At 70.9% G+C, this 19,742-nt stretch carries 21 protein-coding genes and 1 tRNA gene; 3 read left to right on the top strand and 19 right to left on the bottom strand.

Annotated features, from left to right (window positions below; translation table 11 throughout):
- Positions 1 to 30: 30 nt before the first annotated feature.
- Positions 31 to 104: transfer RNA gene (locus AC3E6M_RS09955), tRNA-Pro, on the bottom strand.
- A gap of 298 nt (positions 105 to 402) precedes the next feature.
- Here AC3E6M_RS09955 and AC3E6M_RS09950 point away from each other — a divergent pair.
- Positions 403 to 981: a GNAT family N-acetyltransferase gene (locus AC3E6M_RS09950; protein WP_490529774.1), complete on the top strand. Its 579-nt coding sequence runs from the start codon at positions 403 to 405 to the stop codon at positions 979 to 981.
- Positions 982 to 1,021: 40 nt separating this feature from the next.
- Entirely contained in the window at positions 1,022 to 1,405 is a 384-nt protein-coding gene (locus AC3E6M_RS09945; RefSeq protein WP_490529773.1) for an RNA-binding S4 domain-containing protein, read from the top strand.
- Between the two features lie 16 nt (positions 1,406 to 1,421).
- On the opposite strand, the gene AC3E6M_RS09940 is transcribed toward AC3E6M_RS09945, so the two are convergent.
- The 18 genes from AC3E6M_RS09940 to AC3E6M_RS09855 all read right to left on the bottom strand — a co-directional run bounded on the left by AC3E6M_RS09940 (position 1,422) and on the right by AC3E6M_RS09855 (position 18,918).
- The gene (locus tag AC3E6M_RS09940) at positions 1,422 to 2,324 is read right to left on the bottom strand and encodes an NUDIX domain-containing protein (protein ID WP_490529772.1); all 903 of its coding nucleotides are present in this window, start codon (positions 2,322 to 2,324) and stop codon (positions 1,422 to 1,424) included.
- 110 nt (positions 2,325 to 2,434) lie between these two features.
- Entirely contained in the window at positions 2,435 to 2,878 is a 444-nt protein-coding gene (locus AC3E6M_RS09935; protein ID WP_138177427.1) for a DUF805 domain-containing protein, read from the bottom strand.
- Positions 2,879 to 3,175: 297 nt separating this feature from the next.
- A complete protein-coding gene (gene der / locus AC3E6M_RS09930) occupies positions 3,176 to 4,699 on the bottom strand; it encodes a ribosome biogenesis GTPase Der (RefSeq protein WP_138177425.1) in 1,524 nt (507 codons plus the stop codon).
- Positions 4,689 to 5,402 (bottom strand): (d)CMP kinase, encoded by a 714-nt coding sequence (gene cmk, locus AC3E6M_RS09925; protein WP_490529771.1) that lies wholly within the window; start codon positions 5,400 to 5,402, stop codon positions 4,689 to 4,691. The genes der and cmk overlap by 11 nt, the downstream gene beginning before the upstream one ends.
- Positions 5,395 to 6,528 carry a prephenate dehydrogenase gene (locus AC3E6M_RS09920; protein WP_490529770.1) on the bottom strand — a complete coding sequence of 378 codons (1,134 nt, stop codon included), beginning with the start codon at positions 6,526 to 6,528 and terminating at the stop codon, positions 5,395 to 5,397. Before AC3E6M_RS09920 ends, cmk begins: the two co-directional genes overlap by 8 nt.
- A gap of 52 nt (positions 6,529 to 6,580) precedes the next feature.
- Positions 6,581 to 7,351: a pseudouridine synthase gene (locus tag AC3E6M_RS09915; RefSeq protein ID WP_490529769.1), complete on the bottom strand. Its 771-nt coding sequence runs from the start codon at positions 7,349 to 7,351 to the stop codon at positions 6,581 to 6,583.
- Positions 7,348 to 7,980 (bottom strand): SMC-Scp complex subunit ScpB, encoded by a 633-nt coding sequence (gene scpB, locus AC3E6M_RS09910; protein ID WP_138177417.1) that lies wholly within the window; start codon positions 7,978 to 7,980, stop codon positions 7,348 to 7,350. The genes AC3E6M_RS09915 and scpB overlap by 4 nt, the downstream gene beginning before the upstream one ends.
- Complete coding sequence (locus tag AC3E6M_RS09905; protein ID WP_490529767.1) at positions 7,970 to 8,812, bottom strand: segregation and condensation protein A; 843 nt, start codon at positions 8,810 to 8,812, stop codon at positions 7,970 to 7,972. Before AC3E6M_RS09905 ends, scpB begins: the two co-directional genes overlap by 11 nt.
- Positions 8,796 to 9,698, bottom strand: coding sequence for a ParA family protein (locus tag AC3E6M_RS09900; protein ID WP_252371051.1), 903 nt, complete (start codon positions 9,696 to 9,698; stop codon positions 8,796 to 8,798). Before AC3E6M_RS09900 ends, AC3E6M_RS09905 begins: the two co-directional genes overlap by 17 nt.
- 503 nt (positions 9,699 to 10,201) lie before the next feature.
- Complete coding sequence (xerD, locus tag AC3E6M_RS09895; RefSeq protein ID WP_490529765.1) at positions 10,202 to 11,131, bottom strand: site-specific tyrosine recombinase XerD; 930 nt, start codon at positions 11,129 to 11,131, stop codon at positions 10,202 to 10,204.
- A gap of 1 nt (position 11,132) precedes the next feature.
- Positions 11,133 to 11,711, bottom strand: coding sequence for an NUDIX domain-containing protein (locus AC3E6M_RS09890; RefSeq protein WP_138177410.1), 579 nt, complete (start codon positions 11,709 to 11,711; stop codon positions 11,133 to 11,135).
- Position 11,712: 1 nt separating this feature from the next.
- Positions 11,713 to 13,419 carry a CTP synthase gene (pyrG, locus tag AC3E6M_RS09885; RefSeq protein WP_138177431.1) on the bottom strand — a complete coding sequence of 569 codons (1,707 nt, stop codon included), beginning with the start codon at positions 13,417 to 13,419 and terminating at the stop codon, positions 11,713 to 11,715.
- Positions 13,420 to 13,551: 132 nt separating this feature from the next.
- The gene (recN, locus tag AC3E6M_RS09880; protein ID WP_490529901.1) at positions 13,552 to 15,252 is read right to left on the bottom strand and encodes a DNA repair protein RecN; all 1,701 of its coding nucleotides are present in this window, start codon (positions 15,250 to 15,252) and stop codon (positions 13,552 to 13,554) included.
- Positions 15,249 to 16,169 carry an NAD kinase gene (locus AC3E6M_RS09875; RefSeq protein ID WP_138178183.1) on the bottom strand — a complete coding sequence of 307 codons (921 nt, stop codon included), beginning with the start codon at positions 16,167 to 16,169 and terminating at the stop codon, positions 15,249 to 15,251. The genes recN and AC3E6M_RS09875 overlap by 4 nt, the downstream gene beginning before the upstream one ends.
- Positions 16,166 to 16,966 carry a TlyA family RNA methyltransferase gene (locus AC3E6M_RS09870; protein WP_138178185.1) on the bottom strand — a complete coding sequence of 267 codons (801 nt, stop codon included), beginning with the start codon at positions 16,964 to 16,966 and terminating at the stop codon, positions 16,166 to 16,168. The genes AC3E6M_RS09875 and AC3E6M_RS09870 overlap by 4 nt, the downstream gene beginning before the upstream one ends.
- Positions 16,963 to 17,124 (bottom strand): hypothetical protein, encoded by a 162-nt coding sequence (locus AC3E6M_RS09865; protein WP_490529764.1) that lies wholly within the window; start codon positions 17,122 to 17,124, stop codon positions 16,963 to 16,965. Before AC3E6M_RS09865 ends, AC3E6M_RS09870 begins: the two co-directional genes overlap by 4 nt.
- A 19-nt stretch (positions 17,125 to 17,143) precedes the next feature.
- Positions 17,144 to 18,181, bottom strand: coding sequence for an HAD-IIA family hydrolase (locus AC3E6M_RS09860; protein WP_490529763.1), 1,038 nt, complete (start codon positions 18,179 to 18,181; stop codon positions 17,144 to 17,146).
- Complete coding sequence (locus tag AC3E6M_RS09855) at positions 18,178 to 18,918, bottom strand: tetratricopeptide repeat protein (protein WP_252371080.1); 741 nt, start codon at positions 18,916 to 18,918, stop codon at positions 18,178 to 18,180. The genes AC3E6M_RS09860 and AC3E6M_RS09855 overlap by 4 nt, the downstream gene beginning before the upstream one ends.
- Between AC3E6M_RS09855 and AC3E6M_RS09850 the strand changes: the two genes are divergently transcribed.
- Positions 18,877 to 19,742 (top strand): hypothetical protein (locus tag AC3E6M_RS09850; RefSeq protein WP_490529762.1); only part of this gene is annotated, 866 nt, incomplete at its 3' end. The two genes, AC3E6M_RS09855 and AC3E6M_RS09850, sit on opposite strands and share 42 nt — an antisense overlap.

The following is a 19,742-nucleotide window of genomic DNA, read 5'->3' as shown; positions in this document are numbered from 1 at the left end:
GAGAAACCTACTCTCACCTGGGCTTTTACGTCGGGCTGACAGGATTTGAACCTGCGACCCCCTGACCCCCAGTCAGGTGCGCTACCAAGCTGCGCCACAGCCCGTGGCATAGATTTTCAGTTGTTCGGGCCGACCAGAGCGGGGCAAACCCCTTAACCCCCAGTCAAGTGCGCTACCAAGCTGCGCCACATCCCGTCGCCCGCGAGCGGGCAACTCGATTATCTTACCCGCTCTGCGGGCGTCCCGCGAACCAGCGGCGACCCGGGCGTGTGTGCGGTCGCGTGCGGGGTTCGCTTGCGGCTCGTGCGCCGCTATGCGTCCGGTCGCGCACCATGGTGGACCGCCCCCGCAACCCCCGCGGCATCCCTTGTCCGTGTCGGACCCCCTCGCTACGGTCGCGGCATGAGCATCGAGATCCTCCCCGCGACCGATGACCGCTTCGATGACGCCGAGCTCGCGCTCGACAGCGGCGACGGGCCCGAGTGCCAGTGCCAGTGGTGGCTGCTGCCGAACGGACCGTGGAAAGAGGCATCCGTCGCCGACCGCACCGAGATGTTCCGCGCCGAGATCGCCGGCGACCGCCCGCCGGGACTCATCGCCTACGTCGACGGCGAGCCCGCGGGGTGGGTGCGCGTCGGTCCGCGCACCTCCCAAGCCCGACTTGCGCGCACGCGCGCCGTCACCGGTTCCACGACGGAACCGCTCGACGACGACAGCGTCTGGGCGGTCACATGCTTCGTCGTCCGCACACAGCATCGCGGTAGCGGTCTCATGCGCGACCTCCTGGATGCCGCGGTCGAGGCCGCCCGCGACGGCGGTGCCCGTGTCGTGGAGGGGTATCCGCGCGACCCCGCCGCCGCGAAGATCCCGGTGAACGACCTCTACCGCGGCACGGTGTCCGTCTTCGAAGACGCGGGCTTCACCGTCGTCGCTCGCCCGAAGCCCGACCGCGCCCTCGTGTCCCTCACGCTCCGCGACTGATCCCCCGACCTACGATGGAGGTCCCCCCGAAGGAGCTTCGATGACGGATGCCACGACCACCGCGCGCGTCGACGCGTGGCTGTGGGCCGTGCGCGTCTACAAGACCCGGTCGGCCGCGACGACGGCGTGCCGCGCGGGGCATGTGCGGGTCAACGGCGAGCGGGCGAAGGCGGCTCAGCCGGTGCGCCCAGGCGACGAATTGCGCGTGCGCATCCAGGGCTTCGACCGCATCCTCGTGGTGAAGAAGACGATCGCGAAGCGCGTCGGCGCCGCCCTCGTGGCCGAGTCGGTCGACGACCGCACTCCCCCGCCGCCCCCTCGCGAGAGCATGCCGTTCGTACCCGTCCGCGACCGCGGCGCGGGACGCCCCACCAAGCGCGACCGCCGCGACATCGAGAAGCTCCGCGGCCGCGACCTCGACTGACGCCCGCCCCGGCCCTTCAGCCCAGCTGCTCCCGCAACCACCGCACGCCGCGCACCGACGCCCCGAGTTCCTCGACCCGCGCCGCGAGCCCGCGGTCGCTGGTCACGACGATGACGGGGTTCCGCGGACCCACGAGCGAGCGAGCGACCTCGACGATCTCGTCGTCGCCCGACCCCGGGGCGCGAAACACCCGGACCTGCTCGGCATCCACGTCGGCGGAACGCGCCTCGCCCTCGAGCACCGCCGCAACGAACGGGAACCAGCGCGTGGCCGCGAGGCCGAGGTGCTCGGCATCCATTCCCTCGACGGCCAGCCGCGAGAGCTGTCCGACCAGGCGTTCGGCCGCGCCGGCGCGGTCTTTCCACCACCCGTCGGGTGTCGAGCCCATCACGTTCGCGACGTCGACGATCACGGCGGGGCGCGCCGACAGCGCGTCGCGCAGCGCCGGCCACGCCGAGGCAAATCCGGGATGCAACGGACGGGATGCCACCTCGTCGATCGGCACCCACTCCAGCGCCACACTCTCGGGGTCGCTGATCACCGGCTCGAACGGCGTCGTCACGTCGGCGACGAGCGTCGAATAGCTCCAGATGCCGAGGTCGAGCACGCTCTCGAAGCGGGGCTGCACGGCATCCACCGGCACGCCCGCCTCTTCCGCCGACTCGCGCAGGGCCCCGTCGCGGGCGGATTCGCCCTCGTGCCGGGCGCCGCCGGGCAGGGCCCAGGTGTCGCCGAAGTGGCTCCACGAGACCCGGTGCTGCAGCAGCACACCGCGCTGCGCGTCGAGCGCCAGCAGACCCGCGGCGCCGAATCGGCCCCAGTACTTCTCGCCCGTGGGCGCGACGACCCACGCGTCACCGGGATCGCGGGGCCCGTGCGGACGCCGCGGTTCGCCCGGGGCAGGAGGCTGGATCGTCATCTCCCCCAGCCTGGCACACCCCGCAGCGCCCGGCGCGCCTTGCGTCACATGCCGCCGCCGAAACGACGACGCGCCCCGAACCGGCTGGTCGGGGCGCGTCGAGGACGGGGTCACGCGTCGAAGCGTGCGCCCTCCGGCTTGGAGTCCAGAAGCATGAAGACGAACAGGATGATCCCACCGACGAACGGCACGAAGGCGATGAAGATCCAGAAACCGCTGCGATTCGTGTCGTGCAGGCGACGAACGGTGAGGGCGAGGTGCGGGATGATCGTCGCCAGCGCCCACAGCAGGTAGACGATGAAGAACACCAGGCCCAGACCGGTTGGGGCCATCGGGTTGCCGAACTCGTCGACGGTCCGGCCGCTCGTTGCCACGGCCAGCAACGTCAACGCGAACGAGACGACGGCCTGCACCAGGGCCCACCACCAGTACTCGCTGCGGCTGGCGCGCCCGGTGAAGGTGGCGTACTTCTTGAAGAAGCGCTGCACGGCGGCACCGATCGGCGCTCCGTAGTAAGGCAGATTCAGCGCCGGAACGGCCTGCGGATTGGTCATGGTGATCCCCCGTCACGGCATCGAAGGGATGCCACTCCGACGGCCCGGAATGGTCCGCCGCTGTGGACTCTATCGACTCTCAGGTGTCTTTCAGAAACAGTGACACGCCGAGCCGCGACTCTCGAGAGTGCAACTGACTGACATCTCCACTGCACGCCGCGCGCAAGATGTCAGCAGGATGAAGTCTCGAGGCGCCGAGCCCCGAGCCGCCGACAGCCGGGCCGCCGGGCCGGCGAGCGCCACGCCACGCCACGAACGACGAACGCCCCGGCCGAAGCCGGGGCGTTTGCACAGCACTCAGCGCTGGCGCTTCTCGCGAATGCGCATGTTCAGCACGATCGGGGTGCCCTCGAAGCCGTAGATCTCGCGCAGGCGCCGCTGGATGAACCGGCGGTAGCCCGGGTCGAGGAACCCGGTCGTGAACAGCACGAATGTCGGCGGGCGCGTCGACGCCTGCGTGCCGAACAGGATGCGCGGCTGCTTGCCTCCGCGCAGCGGGTGCGGGTGCTCGGCAACGAGCTCGGCGAGGAACGCGTTGAACTTGCCGGTCGGGATGCGCTGATCCCACGACTCCAGGGCCGTCTCGAGCGCCGGCACGAGCTTGTCGAGGTGACGGCCGGTGCGCGCCGAGATGTTCACGCGCGGCGCCCACGTCACGTGCGCGAGGTCCTGCTCGATCTCGCGCTCGAGGTAGCGGCGACGGTCGGCGTTCTCCATGTCGTCGTCGTTCAGACGGTCCCACTTGTTGAACGCCAGCACGAGCGCGCGCCCCGACTCGAGCACGAGGTCGATGATGTTGAGGTCCTGCACGCTGATCGACTGCGACACGTCGAGCACGACGACGGCGACCTCGGACTTCTCCAGGGCGGTCGAGGTGCGCAGCGACGCGTAGAAGTCGGCGCCCTGCTGCAGGTGCACGCGACGACGGATGCCGGCGGTGTCGACGAGCGTCCACAGCTTGCCGCCGAGCTCGACGACCTCGTCCACCGGGTCACGGGTGGTGCCCGCGAGCTCGTTGACGACAACGCGCTCCTCGCCGGCGGCCTTGTTCAGCAGCGACGACTTGCCGACATTGGGGCGACCGAGGATCGCGACGCGGCGCGGGCCGCCGATCTCGTACTTCGCCACCGCCGAGATCTGCGGCAGCACCTTCATGAGCTCGTCGAGCAGGTCGGCCACGCCACGGCCGTGGATGGCCGAGACGGGGTGCGGCTCACCGAGTCCGAGGTTCCACAGCGCTGCGGCCTCGGGCTCCTGGCGGGCGTCGTCGACCTTGTTCGCGACGAGGAACACCGGCTTCTTGGTCTTGCGCAGCAACCGCACGACGTGCTCGTCGGTCGCGGTCGCGCCCACCGTGGCATCCACGACGAAGAGAACGACGTCGGCGAGGTCGATCGCGACCTCGGCCTGCGCCGCCACCGAGCGGTCGATGCCGCGTGCGTCGGGCTCCCAGCCGCCGGTGTCGACGAGCGAGAAGCGGCGGTCGAGCCACTCGGCCTTGTACGTGACGCGGTCGCGGGTGACACCGGGGGTGTCCTCGACGACGGCCTCGCGACGCCCGAGGATGCGGTTCACCAGCGCCGACTTGCCCACGTTCGGGCGGCCGACGATCGCGACCACCGGCAGCGCGGGGAGGAACTCGATGCCGTCCTCGCCCGATGCGAGGCCCGCGAGGAGCTGCGCATCTTCTTCGTCGAGGTCGAAGTCCTCGAGGCCGGCGCGCAGCGCTTGCGCGCGCTGTTCGGCCAGGACCTCGTCGAGCTCGGCCATCTTCTCGGCGAGCTGGTCGGGCCCGCCTTCGTACTCGTCTTCAACGCCCATCGCGGGCTCCCATCGTGGAGTCGACGACGTTCAGGACGGCGTCGACGGTCTGTTCGAAATCGAGGTGGGTCGAATCGACCACCTGCACGCCGGGGGCGGCGGTGAGGAAGTCGACGACCGTGGAATCGGCGGCGTCGCGCTGGTGCAGCGCAGCGGCCACCTTGGCGGCATCGTGGTCGGTGAGTTCGGCGCTGCGCCGGGCGGCACGCACCTCGGGGGCGGCGGTCAGCAGGATGCGCACCGGCGCATCGGAGTACACGACCGTGGTGATGTCGCGGCCCTCGACCACGACACCGCGCAGACCCGAGGATGCCACGAGCCGACGGAAGAGGTCGTTGACGGCCTGCCGCACGGCGGGGACGCGGGCCACGCCGCTCACGGCATCCGTTACGCGGGGCTCGCGGATCGCGGCGGTGACATCGGTCCCCCCGACGCGGACCCAGCGGTCCGCCGGGTCGAGCGAGATGGCGTAATCGAAGTCGCCGAAGACCTCCAGCACCGCGGTGGCGTCGGAGGTGTCGGCCTCGTGCTCGAGCGCGTGCCACGCGAGGGCGCGGTACGCGGCGCCGGTGTCGAGGAAGCCGAAACGGAGGCGCTCGGCGACAGCCTTGGACACGCTGGACTTGCCGCTGCCGGCGGGTCCGTCGATGGCCACGACGGTCACGGGCGCGTCGACCGACGGCTTGGTGAGGGGCTCAGTCATGGGTGGTGCTCGCAATCCGCCATCCCCGCTGCTGGAGCCCGTCAACGGCTCGGCGGACGGCGTCGGGGACGACGCTGATCTCGGCCAGACCGAAGGGAGCCCCCGGCGAGTGCTCGAGACGCAGGTCTTCGACGTTGACGTCGAGGTCGCCCAGTTCGCCGAAGAGGCGCCCGAGCTGACCGGCGGTGTCGTCGACCATGACGACGAAGGAGTCGAAGCGGCGGTTCTGGCCGTGCTTTCCGGGCAGACGTTCGACGCCCTCGTTGCCGCGGCGGATCGTGTCGGCCACGGTGCGACGGGCACCGGGGGCGTCGGGTTCGCGGAGCGCCTCGGCGACGTCGGTGAGGTCGGCCGCGAGCTGGTCGAGGACCTCGACCACGGGGGCCGAGTTCGCGCCGAGGATCTGCACCCACAGCTCGGGAGCGGATGCCGCGATGCGGGTCGTGTCGCGCACGCCCTGCCCCGCGAGTCGGAGCGAGCCGTCGGGAGCGGTGACGAAGCGACCGGCGAGGAGGCTCGCGACCAGCTGCGGCACGTGCGACATGAGCGCGACGGACTCGTCGTGCTCTTCGGGGGTCATCTCCACGAGCGAGGCACCGAGGTCGAGGGCGAGGCCCTCGACGAGCGACAGGTCGCGCGCGGAGGTCTCGCCGTCGCGGCAGACGACCCACGGGCGTCCGACGAAGATGTCGGCGCGGGCCGAGATCGCTCCCCCGCGCTCACGGCCGGCCATCGGGTGCGAGCCGATGTAGTGCGTGAGATCGACCCCGCGCGAGCGCAAGGTGCGCAGCGGGTCCAGCTTGACGCTCGCGACATCGGTGACGACCGCGCCGGGGAAGGCCGCGAGTTCCCGCTGCACGACGTCGGCGACGACGTCCGGCGGCACGGCGACGACGACGAGCGAGGGACGGTCGTCCGCCCGCTCGGCGCGGCCGGCGCCGTAGTCGATCGCCAGACGCAACTGCGACGGGGAGGTGTCGGCGAGCACGACATCGACACCGCGCGCGGTCAGCGCGTGACCGATGCTCGCGCCCAGCAGACCCGATCCGACCACCCGGACGGTGCCGCTCGTGCGGGTCGCCAAGGGCGCGTCCGCGCGCGCGGGCGTTCCGTTCGCTTCGATCATCGGGTCTCCTGCTGCCCTGGCGGTGACACTCGCACCGCGCGGCGCCCGACGGTCACTCGGCCGGAGCGGCCGGAGTGTCGCCGTCTCGACGAGACAGCGTGAGCAGTGCGCCACGTTCTACTGTAGTCAACTCCCGCGCCTTCCCCACCGGGAGAGTTCCCAGGTGGAGCGGGCCGAACTGCCGCCGCACCAGTTCGACGACGGGGTGGCCCACCTCGGCCATCATTCGCCGGACGATCCGATTGCGCCCGGAGTGCAGCGTCAACTCCACCAGACTTGCTCCCTGCGAGGCATCCAGCAGGCGGGCCTTGTCGGCCGCGATCGGTCCGTCCTCGAGTTCGACGCCCATGGTCAGCCGCGAGATCGTCTGCGGAGTCACGAGCCCCTCGACCTTCGCGATGTACACCTTGGTGACGCCGAACGAGGGGTGGGCGAGCACGTGCGCGAGGTCGCCGTCGTTGGTGAGCACGAGGAGCCCGCTCGTGTCGGCATCCAGGCGTCCGACGTTGAACAGGCGCTCTTCCCACTCCCCGGTGAAGCGGCGCAGGTCGGGGCGCCCGCGATCGTCGCTCATCGAGCTGACGACGCCCGTCGGCTTGTTGAGGATGACGTAGCGCTTGGACGCGTCCAGCTGCACGGCCACTCCGTCGACGTCGACGAGGTCGTTCTCGCGGTCGATGCGCGAGCCCAGCTCGGTCACCACGACACCGTTCACCCGCACGCGTCCCTCGACGATCATCTGCTCCGATACCCGGCGCGAGGCCACTCCCGCGTTGGCGAGCACCTTCTGCAGCCGTACGCCCTCGGCATCCATCTCGCTCATCTGAGCACCTCTCCGTCGAATCCGTCCGCGCCGTCGTCGAGCAACGGCGAAATGTGGGGCAGCTCGTCGAGCGAGTTGATGCCCAGGTTGATCAGCAGCTGATCCGTCGTGCCGTAGTGGATCGCGCCCGTGTCGGGGTCGGTGAACACCTCGGTGATCAGGCCACGAGCCAGCAGCGTCCGCACCACCGAATCCACGTTCACGGCCCGAATGGATGCCACCTGCCCCCGCGTCACGGGCTGCTTGTACGCGATGACGGCCAGGGTCTCCAGCGCCGCCTGTGACAGGCGCGAGGGCGCTTGCGTGTTCACGAACTCGCCCACGACGTCGTCGTACTCCTCGCGGACGTACAGCCGCCATCCGCCACCGACCTCGCGGAGCTCGAAGCCGCGGCGAGGACCGCCGGTCTCGCCGTCGTAGTCGGCGACGAGTCCCTCGATCGCCTGGCGCACGGCCGGCACGGGCGCGCCGACGGCGGCGGCGAGCGAGACGAGACTCTGCGGCTCGTCGAGGATCAGCAGGATCGCCTCGAGACGACGTGCCACGGATGCCGCGTCGTTCGGGCGCGGCGCGGCCGCCGCCTCAGTGGCGGAGACAGCGCCGGCCAGGGCGGTCGGGTCATCGGTCATAATCGGCTCCCAGTGCGGCGAGGTTCTCTTCCGACCACCTCTCGGCGGTCCAGCGCAGGGTCAGCTCCCCCAGCGGCTCGAGCTGCTCGAACGACAGCGCGGCATGGCGGTACAGCTCGAGGATCGCGAGGAACCGTGCCACGACGACCCCGGTCTGGGTCACCCCGGCGACCAGGTCACGGAAGTTCAGCGTGCCGGCGCCGCGCAGCAGCGTCACGACGATCGCGGCCTGCTCGCGGATGCTCACCAGCGGCGCGTGCAGGTGGTCCAGCCCCACGGTGGGCGGATGCTTCGGCGCGAGGGCGACCACGGCGAGCGCGGCGAAGTCCTCGGCGCTGAGCGTCCACACCAGTTCCGGGACGGCGCTGCGGTACTTCTCGTCGAGACGGACGTTCCGCGTGTGACGCCGGTCCTCGCGCTGCAGACAGCGCGCGAACCAGGCCGACACCTCCTTGAACGCCCGGTACTGCAGCAGGCGCGCGAACAGCAGGTCGCGCGCCTCGAGGAGCGCCACCGATTCGGCATCCACGAGCTCGCCCTGCGGCAGGAGACCTGCGATCTTCATGTCGAGCAGGGTCGCGGCGACGACGAGGAACTCGGATGCCTCGTCGAGATCGCCGTCCGGCCCCAGGGCGCGCAGGTAGGCGATGAACTCGTCGGTGACGCGGCTGAGCGCGACCTCGGTGATGTCGAGCTCGTGCGCCGAGATGAGGTTCAGCAGCAGATCGAAGGGGCCGTCGAAGACGGGCAGCGAGACGCGGAAGCCCGCGGCCTCGGCATCCCCGCTCTCGAGCGGGCTGGCAGCGGTGCCGCCGTCAGGCGACAGCGCCACGGGCGACCAGTTCCCGCGCCAACCGCATGTAGGCCTGCGCGGCAGCGTGCTCGGGCGCGAACTCGGTGATGGGCATGCCCGAGACCGAGGCATCCGGGAACTTCACCGTGCGCCCGATGACGGTCTCGAGGACGTCGTCGCCGAACGCCTCGACGACGCGCTCGAGGACCTCGCGCGAGTGCAGCGTGCGCGGGTCGTACATCGTGGCGAGGACGCCGTCCAGCTCGATCGCGGGGTTGAGGCGGTCGCGCACCTTGTCGATCGTCTCGATGAGCAGCGCGACACCGCGCAGCGCGAAGAACTCGCACTCGAGCGGGATGAGCACGCCGTGGGCCGCGGTGAGGGCGTTGACGGTGAGGAGGCCGAGCGAGGGCTGGCAGTCGACGAGCACGACGTCGTAGTCGGCGGCGACCTTGCGCAGCACGCGGGCCAGGATCGTCTCGCGCGCAACCTCGTTGACCAGGTGCACCTCGGCGGCGGACAGGTCGATGTTCGCCGGAATCAGGTCGAGGCCCTCGACACGGGTCGGCACGATCGCGTCGCGCGGGTCGCGCTTGGTGTCCAGCAGCAGGTCGTAGATCGTGAGCATGTCGTGCGTCTGGATGCCGAGCCCCGCCGACAGCGCACCCTGAGGGTCGAAGTCGATCGCGAGGACGCGACGGCCGTAGCCGGCGAGCGACGCCGCCAGGTTGATGGTCGTCGTCGTCTTGCCGACGCCGCCCTTCTGGTTGCACAGCGCGATGATGCGCGCGGGACCGTGGCTGTCGAGCGCGGGCGGGGTGGGGAACCCCTGGTACGGGCGACCTGTGGGTCCGAGGATGACCTCGTCCGCGTTCTTCGCCGTCCCCTTCGTGCTCGCCGACACCGAGTCTCCCGCCTTCGTCATAACGCTGCCGAGTCTACTCGCCACCCCGCCGCGCGCCGGGAGACCCGCGGGGCGCCCGCTACCGCGCGCCCAGAACAGGCGAAGCACCGAGAACAGGCCGACACCCGTCGAATCCCCCTGTCCCAGTCGCATCCCCTGTTCTCGACACCGCAGAACGGATGCCGCCCTCCCCGGCAGGTATCGGATGCCCAGCGCCCGCGCGCGACCCGGGCGCCGCACCCCGCGCGCCGAAAACAGGCCATGCACCGAGAACAGGCCGAACCGGGGAAGATCCGCCTGTTTCCGCGACACCCCCTGGTCCGGTGACACCGGACGGATGCCACGACCCGCGGCCTCCCCCGCCGCCGCCCGCACCCAGAACAGGCCACGCACCGAGAACAGGCCGACACCCGTCGAATCCCCCTGTTTCCACGGCATCCCCTGGTCCGATGACACCGGACGGATGCCACCTCCCCGGCCAACCCGCGCAGCCACGACCCGCGGCCGCTACCACCTCGGTCCGCTCAGCGCGCCCGCGGGTGAGCGGTGGCGTACACGTCGCGCAGGGCGTCGACCGAGACGTGCGTATAGATCTGGGTGGTGGCCACGGACTCGTGACCGAGGAGTTCCTGCACCACGCGAACGTCGGCGCCGCCCTGCAGGAGGTGCGTCGCGAAGGAGTGCCGCAGCGTATGGGGCGAGACGTGCGCGGTGAGACCGGCGCGCTCGGCGGCCGCCTGGATGATGAGCCATGCGCTCTGGCGCGACAGCGGCGCACCGCGGACCCCGAGGAACAACCGGGGCGTCGCCCGCCGTTTCGCCGCCCACCCCGGGCGCACGCGCGTCAGGTAGGCGTCGACCGCGGCGCGCGCGTAGGACCCCACCGGGACCATCCGTTCCTTCGAGCCCTTGCCCCGTAGCCGCAGGACATCGCCGTGGGCGGTGTCGTCCACGTCGAGCTGCACGATCTCGGAGACACGGGCGCCGGTCGCGTAGAGCATCTCGAGCAGCGCGCGGTCGCGGACGGCGGCGGGATCGGCCCCGGCCGCATCCGCCGACCCGGGCGCCGGCCCCGCGGCATCCAGCAGCTGTTCCACCTGCCCGATCGAGAGAGCCTTCGGCAGTCGCTGGGGCGCACGCGGCGGGCGCAGCCGTCCACTCGGATCGTCGGCGACGCTTCCCTCGCGCACGAGAAAGCGGTGCAATCCCCGCACCGACGACTGCAGGCGGGCCAGCGAGGATGCGGCCGGCGGCGGCTCGGCCGCGGCTCGCTCCGCGGCGAACTCCGCGACGGTCGCCGACGTCACGGCCTCGACCTCGTCGATGCCGCGCTCCCCCAACCACGCCGTGTACACGGCGAGGTCACGTCGGTAGGCGTCGACGGTGTGCTCCGACAGCCCTCGCTCGAGCGCGACGTGCCGCAGGTACGTCTGGACGGCGCGCTCGAGCTTCACGTCACGCCGACGCGGCCTCGCGACGCAGCACCTCGGCGGCGGCGAACACGCCGGTGGCCAGGATGCCGTTGCGCAGACGCCCCGCCAGCACTCCCTCGATCACGTCGGCCAACGGCACCCGCTCGACGCGCATGTCGGACTCCTCGTGCTCGCGCTCGTAGTCGGTGACGACGTCGGAGAGCCCCCGGGCGAGGAACAGGTGCACGACCTCGTCGTTCCCGCCGGGGGTCGTGTGGATCGAGACGAGATGCTGCCAGCGGTCGGCCGCGAGGTCGACCTCTTCGCCCAGTTCGCGCTTGGCCGTCTCGACGGGCGGCTCCCCGGCCACGTCGAGCAGGCCGGCCGGGATCTCCCAGTCGCGTTCCTTGATCGGCTGCCGGTACTGCTGGATGAGCACGACACGACCCTCGTCGTCCAGCGCGACGACCGCCGCAGCGCCGGGGTGCTCGACGTACTGGCGGGTCATCTCGTCGTCGCCGTAGCGCACGGTGTCGGACCGGACGTCCCACACCGCGCCCCGATACACGAGGTCGCTGGCGACGACCTCCAGGTCGAGGGGCTCGTCGCGCAGCGATTCCATGTCAGTCCTCCTCGACGTCGAACAGTTCGCTCGAACGGTGGCGCTCGAGCGCCGCACCGACGAGGCCCCGGAACAGCGGGTGCGGCTCGGTCGGCCGCGAACGCAGCTCGGGGTGCGCTTGCGTGGCGATGTAATACGGGTGCACGTCGCGCGGCAGCTCGACGTACTCGACGAGGTCCAGGTCGGGGTTCAGTCCCGAGAACACCAGGCCGGCGTCGCTCAGCTGCTGACGGTAGGCGTTGTTGACCTCGTAGCGGTGGCGGTGGCGCTCCGACACGCGGTTCGCTCCGTACACCTCGGCGGCGAGGGATCCCTCGGCGAGGTCGGCGGGGTACAGGCCCAGGCGCATCGTGCCGCCGAGGTCTCCGCTCTGGAGGATGTCGATCTGCTCGGCCATGGTCGCCACGACGGCGTGCGCGGTGTCGGGGTCGAACTCGCTCGACGACGCACCTTCGAGCCCGGCGACGGTGCGCGCGTACTCGATGACCATGCACTGCAGGCCCAGGCAGATGCCCAGGGTCGGGATGCCCTGCTCGCGTGCGAACCGCAGCGCCCCGAGCTTGCCCTCGATCCCGCGGATGCCGAAGCCGCCCGGGACGATGATCCCGTCGACCGCCGAGAGCGCCTTGGCCGCGCCCTCGGGCGTCTCGCACAGGTCGGAGGGGATCCACGTGATCTTCACGTGCGTCTCTTGGGCGAATCCGCCGGCCTTGATCGCCTCGGTCACCGACAGGTACGCGTCGGGGAGGTCGATGTACTTGCCGACGAGCCCGATCGTGACTTCGTGCTTGGGGTTGTGCACCGCCTGCAGCACCCGCTGCCAGCGCGACCAGTCGACGTCGGCGGCCGTGTCGATGTCGAGCGAGTCGACGATGTACTTGTCGAGGCCCTGATCGTGCAGCATCGTCGGGATGTCGTAGATGCTCGGCACGTCGACGGCGTTGACCACGGCGTCCTCGTCGACGTCGCACATGAGCGCGATCTTGCGCTTGTTCGACTCCGTCACGGGGCGGTCGCTGCGCAGGACGAGCGCGTCGGGCTGGATGCCGATGGAGCGCAGCGCCGCGACCGAGTGCTGCGTGGGCTTGGTCTTCTGCTCGCCGGAGGCGCCCATGAACGGCACGAGCGACACGTGCACGAAGAAGACGTTCTTGCGGCCGAGCTCGTGACGGATCTGGCGCGCGGACTCGATGAAGGGCTGCGACTCGATGTCGCCGACCGTGCCGCCGATCTCGGTGATGATCACGTCGGGCTGCGGCGACTCGGTGGCCTGCAAGCGCATGCGGCGCTTGATCTCGTCGGTGATGTGCGGGATGACCTGCACGGTGTCTCCGAGGTACTCGCCCCGGCGCTCGCGTGCGATCACCTGCGAGTAGATCTGGCCCGTCGTGACGTTGGCGGCCTGGCTCAGCTCGATGTCGAGGAAGCGCTCGTAATGACCGATGTCGAGGTCGGTCTCGGCCCCGTCGTCGGTGACGAACACCTCACCGTGCTGGAACGGGTTCATCGTCCCGGGATCCACGTTGAGATAGGGGTCGAGCTTCTGCATGACGACGCGGAGACCCCGCGCCGTGAGAAGGTTGCCGAGGCTTGCCGCCGTCAGGCCCTTGCCGAGAGACGAGACCACACCTCCGGTCACGAAGATGTGCTTCGTGGTGAAGGCCGATGCCGTGGTGTCGTCTGAATGTCCCGCGTCCGAAGTCTGCATCACGGGCTTCGATCCTATCAGTCGAGTCGGAGGGTGGAGGCGCGGCGAGCGCCGCGCGTTGAGGGAAGTCTGACATCGACCTCCGACAGTGGTGTCACCCGGGCGTGACGATCCGGTGTCGGAGGGGTGGGATCACCGGGCGGTGCGTCCCGTCGCGAGCAGCTCGCGCGCGTGGGTCAGCGCCGCGTCGGAGTCGCTCAGCCCCGACAGCAGACGCGCCATCTCGGCCTCGCGCTCGGCTCCCTCGAGCCGGCGGACACTGGATGCCGTCACCGACCCGTCGTTGCCCTTGACCACCGTGAGATGGTTACCGGCGAACGCGGCGACCTGGGCGAGGTGGGTGACCGCGATGACTTGCGAGGTTTCCGCCAGCCGGGCGAGTCGCCGCCCCACTTCGATCGCCGCGGCACCGCCGATCCCGGCATCCACTTCGTCGAAGACGAACGTCGGCACCGGATCGACACCGGCGATCACGACCTCGATCGCGAGCATGACGCGGCTGAGCTCGCCGCCGGAGGCTCCGCGCGACACGGGTCGCGGGTCGGCACCGGGGTGCGGGGCGAGCAGGATCGCGACGTCGTCGCGCCCGTGCGTCCCGGGCGTGGACGAGGCCGTCACCTCGACGCTCAGGTGGGCGTCGGGCAGGGCCAGGGCGTGGAGTTCCTCGGTGACCGCGGCACCGAGCCGCTCGGCGGCTTCGCGCCGGGCGTTCGTGAGGGTCTCGGCCGCGGAGTCGAGGTCGGCGGCCGCCGCATCGCGCTGTACCGTGAGGCGCTCGATCCGATCCCCGTCGTCGTCGAGTTCGAGCAAGCGCGCCGATCCGGTCTCGAGCAACGAGATCGCGGCATCCACGGATCCGTGCGCCCGGGTCAGCGCCGCCAGGACCCCGCGCCGCTCGTCCACGGCGGCGAGCTCGTGCGGTCCGGCTTCATCGAGGTCGGCGAGGTACCCCGAGAGCGCGACGGAGACGTCGGTCGCGCGGTAGCCGAGGTCGGCGACCTGCTCGCCGATGGCGGCGAGGGCCGCGTCGCTCGCCGATACCCGCTCGAGGGACCGACGGGCCTCGGCGAGCAGCGTCACGATGTCAGGCGTCTCGTCGTCGCCGGAGAGAGCGGCGTGCGCGCTCACCGCGGCGATCCGGAGCTCCTCGGCGTTCGCGAGACGCTCGGCCCGGCGCTGGAGTTCCTCCTCTTCGCCGGCCACGGGCGCCGCCGCCTCGATCTCGGCGATCGCGGCGCGCAGCTCTTCGGCCTCGCGCGCACGGTCGTCGCGGTCGGTGGTGAGGGTCGCGAGTTCGGCATCCAAGGCTCGCCAGGTGTCCCACGCCGCACGGTAAGCCGCCCGCGCGCCGCTGACCGGATCTCCACCGAACCGGTCGAGCGCGTCGCGCTGAGCGGATGCCGAACGCAACCGCAGCTGGTCGGATTGGCCGTGCACCACGACGAGGTCGTCGGCGAGATCGGCGAGCACGCCGGCCGGCGCGGTCCGTCCCCCCACCGTGGCCCGTCCCCGCCCCTCGCTCGAGACCGTGCGGCCGAGATAAAGTTCCGCGGCTCCGTCGCCGAGCGGCTCGATGTCTCCTCCGGCTTCGCGGACGCGCGCGGCGACCGGCCCGTCCTCGGGGACCACCCACACACCCTCGACCGCCGCTTGGGCCGCGCCCGACCGCACGGCGCCCGAGTCGGCGCGCTGGCCGAGGAGGAGTCCGAGCCCGGTCACGACCATCGTCTTGCCCGCGCCCGTCTCACCGGTGATCGCGGTGAAGCCGCGCCCGATCGGCAGGGTCGCGTCCGCGATCACTCCGAGATCGCGCAGCCGCATCTCTTCGATCACGGCATCCCTCCGAGCGAGCCACGCCATCCGGTCACCGGAAGCCGGAACTTGCGCACGAGCCGGTCGGTGAACGCGGCGGGGTGCAGCCGCGCGAGACGCACCGGCCGCGACGACCGGCGTGCCACGACGCGGGCACCGGGCGGGAGATCGTGCGAGCGACGCCCATCGCACCACAGGATGCCGCTCCCGCTCGTGCGCTCGAGGACTTCGACGGCGACCGTGGCATCGGGGCTCACGACGAGCGGGCGGGCGAAGAGGGCGTGGGCCGAGAGCGGCACCACCGCGATCGCCTCGACCGTGGGCCAGATGACCGGCCCTCCGGCGGAGAAGTTGTAGGCCGTCGAGCCGGTGGGCGTCGCCATGACGACACCGTCGCATCCGAACGACGACAGGGGGCGACCGTCGATCTCCATGACGACCTCGAGCATGCGCTCGCGACTCGCCTTCTCGACCGTGGCCTCGTTCAGGGCCCACGTCTCGAAGATCACCCGATCGTCGGCATCCAGCACCTTCACCGCGAGGGCGAGGCGTTCCTCGACGCGGTAGTCGCGGGCGATCACACGGCGGACGGCATCATCCATGTCGTCGCGTTCGATCTCGGCGAGGAAGCCGACATGACCCATGTTGATGCCGAGGATCGGCGCCGTGCCGCCGCGCACCGTCTCGGCCGCGCGCAGGATCGTGCCGTCGCCGCCGAGGACGATCGCCAGCTCCAGGTCTTCCACGCCGACGTCGACGCCGAGCGTCTCGACCCCGTCCAGCGGCAACCGCTCGGCGAGCTCGGGTCGGTCCTCGGCGGAGACCACCGGCACGGCTCCGGCAGCACGCACCGCCGTGAGCACACGCTGTGCCGCCTCGACGGTGTCGTCTCGGCGGGCGTGGACGACGATCAGTATTCGGCGTTCGCTGGGGGTCATCGGCTTCCGGTCAGTCGGGTCACGGTGCTCTCCCATTCTGAGGGGTCGGTGCCGTGCGCGTCCGAGAACCACGCCACATACTCCTGGTTGCCATGGGTTCCCACGATCGGCGAAGGGATGATCCCCGCCGTGCGCAGACCGGCATCCCACGCGGCCCAGAGGACGCCGTGCACGGCGTCCGAACGCAGGGCCGGGTCGGTCACGAGACCGCCCTTGACCGCGGTGCGGCCGACCTCGAACTGGGGCTTGATGAGGAGGACGACCTCGGCAGAGGGCGCCGCCGTCGCCACGATCGCCGGCAGCACATGGTGCAGCGAGATGAAGGACAGGTCGCCGGTGACGACGGCAGGGCGCTCGGCGATCCCGGTCGCTGCGGCGAGGGAGTCGGCGGTCATGAAGCGCACGTTATACCCCTCCACCGACACCACCTCGGGATCGGCGGCCACCGCTGGGGACAACTGTCCGTGCCCGACGTCCACCGCCAGAACGGGCGCCGCCCCGCGCTCGCGCAGCACTTGTGTGAATCCCCCGGTGGACGCGCCGAGATCGAGCGCGACCCGCCCCGCGGGGTCTACACCGAAGGCGTCGAGTGCCGCGATCAACTTGTGCGCCCCGCGGCTGACGTAGTGGTCCGAGACGGCGACCTCGATCCGGGTGTCGTCGTCGACGCGCACGGACGGCTTCACCACGCCGTCTCCGTCGACCGTCACCAGCCCATCCGAGATCAGCTGTGCGGCGTGCGTCCGAGAACGCGCGAGTCCTCGCCGAGCGAGCTCCGCGTCGAGCCGGCCGCTCATCCGTCTGCCGGCGTCGCGGCACCCGATTCGAGCCGTCGTGCGAGCTCGTCGTGCAGAGCGGCGTAGGCGTCGGCTCGCGTCTCGAGGGGCTGGTCCTCGATGATGCGGAGGCGGCCGATCAGTTCGGCACCGGCATCCGTCTCGCGATCATCCGACATGGATGCCATCGTATCCGCGTCAGCGCACGCGGAACGGATCCGCGTACAGCTGCTCGGGCACGCGGAAACCGAAGATCGCACGGCCGGAGTTCCAGATGGCCGCAGCGCCGGCACGGAGCAGATCGATCTGCTGCTCCCCCGCGGACACGATGCGCAAGTCCACTCCGTCGATCTCGACGATGGCATCCCCGACGCGGGTGCGGTCGCCCTTGACGACGGTGGCCGGGTACGGCTCGAACAGCTGCCGCAGGTCGCTCACGATGAAGTCCGGACGCTGGTTCGGCGGCGCCGCCAGCACCTGCTTCGGGCGATCGATCCCCGTGAGGACCAGGACCGACCGCATGTCGGCTGCCCGCGCCCCCTGCACATCGGTGTCGAGCCGGTCGCCGATGAACAGCGGCGAGCTCGCGCCCGTGCGCGCAACCGCGACGTCGAAGATCGGACGTTCCGGCTTGCCCGCGACCGTGGCCAACCGTCCGACGGCGGTGTGCACTGCGGACACGAGCGTGCCGTTGCCCGGTGCGATACCGCGCGCCTGCGGAATCGTCCAGTCCGTGTTGGTGGCCACCCACGGGATGCCGCCCTCGTCGAGCGGTGTCGCCAGAGCGTACGCCGCCTCGGCGAGCTGGGCCCATCCGACCTCGGGGGCGAAGCCCTGCACGACCGCGGCCGGGGAATCCTCTGCGCTGCGTGTCACCACGAAGCCGGCCTTCTCGACCTCGACGACGAGTCCCTCTCCCCCGATCACGAGCAACGTCGAGCCGGCGGGAACGAGCTCTCGCAGGAGCCGCATCGCGGCCTGCGGGCTGGTGACGACGTCTTCGGGCGCGACCGTCAGCCCCAAAGACGTCAGGTGCTCGGCGACCGACGCATCCGTCCGCGAGGCGTTGTTGGTGATGTAGCCGAGGCGATGCCCCTCGTCAGCGGCGCGGTTCAAGCTGTCCACCGCGTGCGGCAGAGCGCCCGGACCGGCGTAGACGACACCATCGAGGTCGGCGAGGACGACGTCCACTCCGTCCAGTGGCGTGGCACCCGACTTGCTCCGCCCGAAGATCATCGTGTCTCGTCCTGCCCCTCGTCGGAGTCGCGTGCGGGGTGCTCCCCCTCGGTGTCGTCCGCCTCGGCGGCCGCTTCGACCGTGTCGACGTGCGCTGCGACGGAGCTCTCCGTCGTGGTGTCTTCGACGGGCACGACCCCGGATGCCACCTCGACTCCGCCCTCGTCATCGATGAGGTCGATCTCTTCGACGACGATGACTTCGCGGTCGGCGACGCCGGCCGCCGCATCGAGGGCGTCAGCAGCGACCTCGGACCGGCGGAACCATTCCGCGGCCTCGTCCTCTCGACCGAGTTCCTCGAGTACGGCCGCGCGCGCCGCGAACAGCGCCGGGCTCCACTCGAAGGCGCGATCGGGGTCGGCTTCCGGGATCTCGAGTTCCTGCAGAGCGCGCTCAGGCTCGCCGACGTCCAGTCGTGCGCCCGACATGGCGATGGCGAGCTGGGCCCGGACCGCAGCGGGCAGCGTGGAGCGGTCGACCGACCGGCCCTCCTCGAGCGCCCGATCAGGCCGTCCGACACCACGCTCGCTGTCCACGATGAGGGGCAGCTGCTCATCGGAGCCCGAGATGCGGCGGTGGGTACGTAGTTCACGGAGAGCGAGGGCGAAGTCGCCGATGGCATAGGCCGTGATCGCGACCGTTTCGCGGACGATGGCGACACGACCCGCGCTGCGCGAGGCCGCCAGGGCGTGCGCGTGAGCGAGAGCCGGGTCTTCGTCGATCAGTCGCGACGCCATCACCAGGTGGCGCGCGACATTCTCCGCGTTGTCCTTGCTGAGGGTCTTGAGCTCATTGCGCGCGGCACCCGGAAGATCCCGAGCGGTGACCTCCTCCGGGATCTCGGGACCGCGCTCACGCTGATCCTGAGGAGGACGGGTCGCGCGGGCATCTTCGCGATCGAAGCGCCTCGGCGCACCCGCACCGGGGCGACGATCGCCGGACGGGCGGCGGTCGCCAGAAGGACGGCGGTCACCGCCCTCACCACGGGGACGATACGGACGCGAGTCCCCACCCTCCGTACGCGGGCGATAAGGACGCGAGTCCCCACCCTCCGTACGCGGGCGATAAGGACGCGAGTCACCCTCGCGACGCGGACGCCCTTCACCGGCGGCTCCGCTACGGAACGGGCGCGAATCGCCGTCACGGCGCGGCCGACCCGCGCCGTCGGAGTCGCGGCGGAACGGACGACCGTCCCCCTCACGGCGGGAGCGATCGACTCCACCGCTGAAGGGCCGAGCACCGTCGCGCGGCGGCCGACCATCCGAGCCGCCGGTACGCGGACGCGCGTCGCCATCACGACGGGGACGGCTGCTGGCATCGCCGTCGCGACGAGCGGGTCGCCCGTCGGAGTCTCTACGAAGGCGAGACGAACGGTCGTCATCGCGCTTGAAAGGCCGAGCGGACGAATCACGGGCATTGCCACGCTGTCCGCCCGACGGACGCCCCGCACCGGACGATCCCGATCGGGGGCGCGAACGATCGTCGGAACGACCTCCATTGACATTGCGATCATTGGCGTCGTCGTTCGACATGACGATCCTTCCCCCGGAAATGTGTCCGT

It is taken from the genome of Microbacterium sp. SCPM-O-B-15248 (M128) (assembly GCF_058214835.1).
Note: the sequence above shows the minus strand (reverse complement) of the source record. Positions and strands in the feature narration are given on the sequence as shown.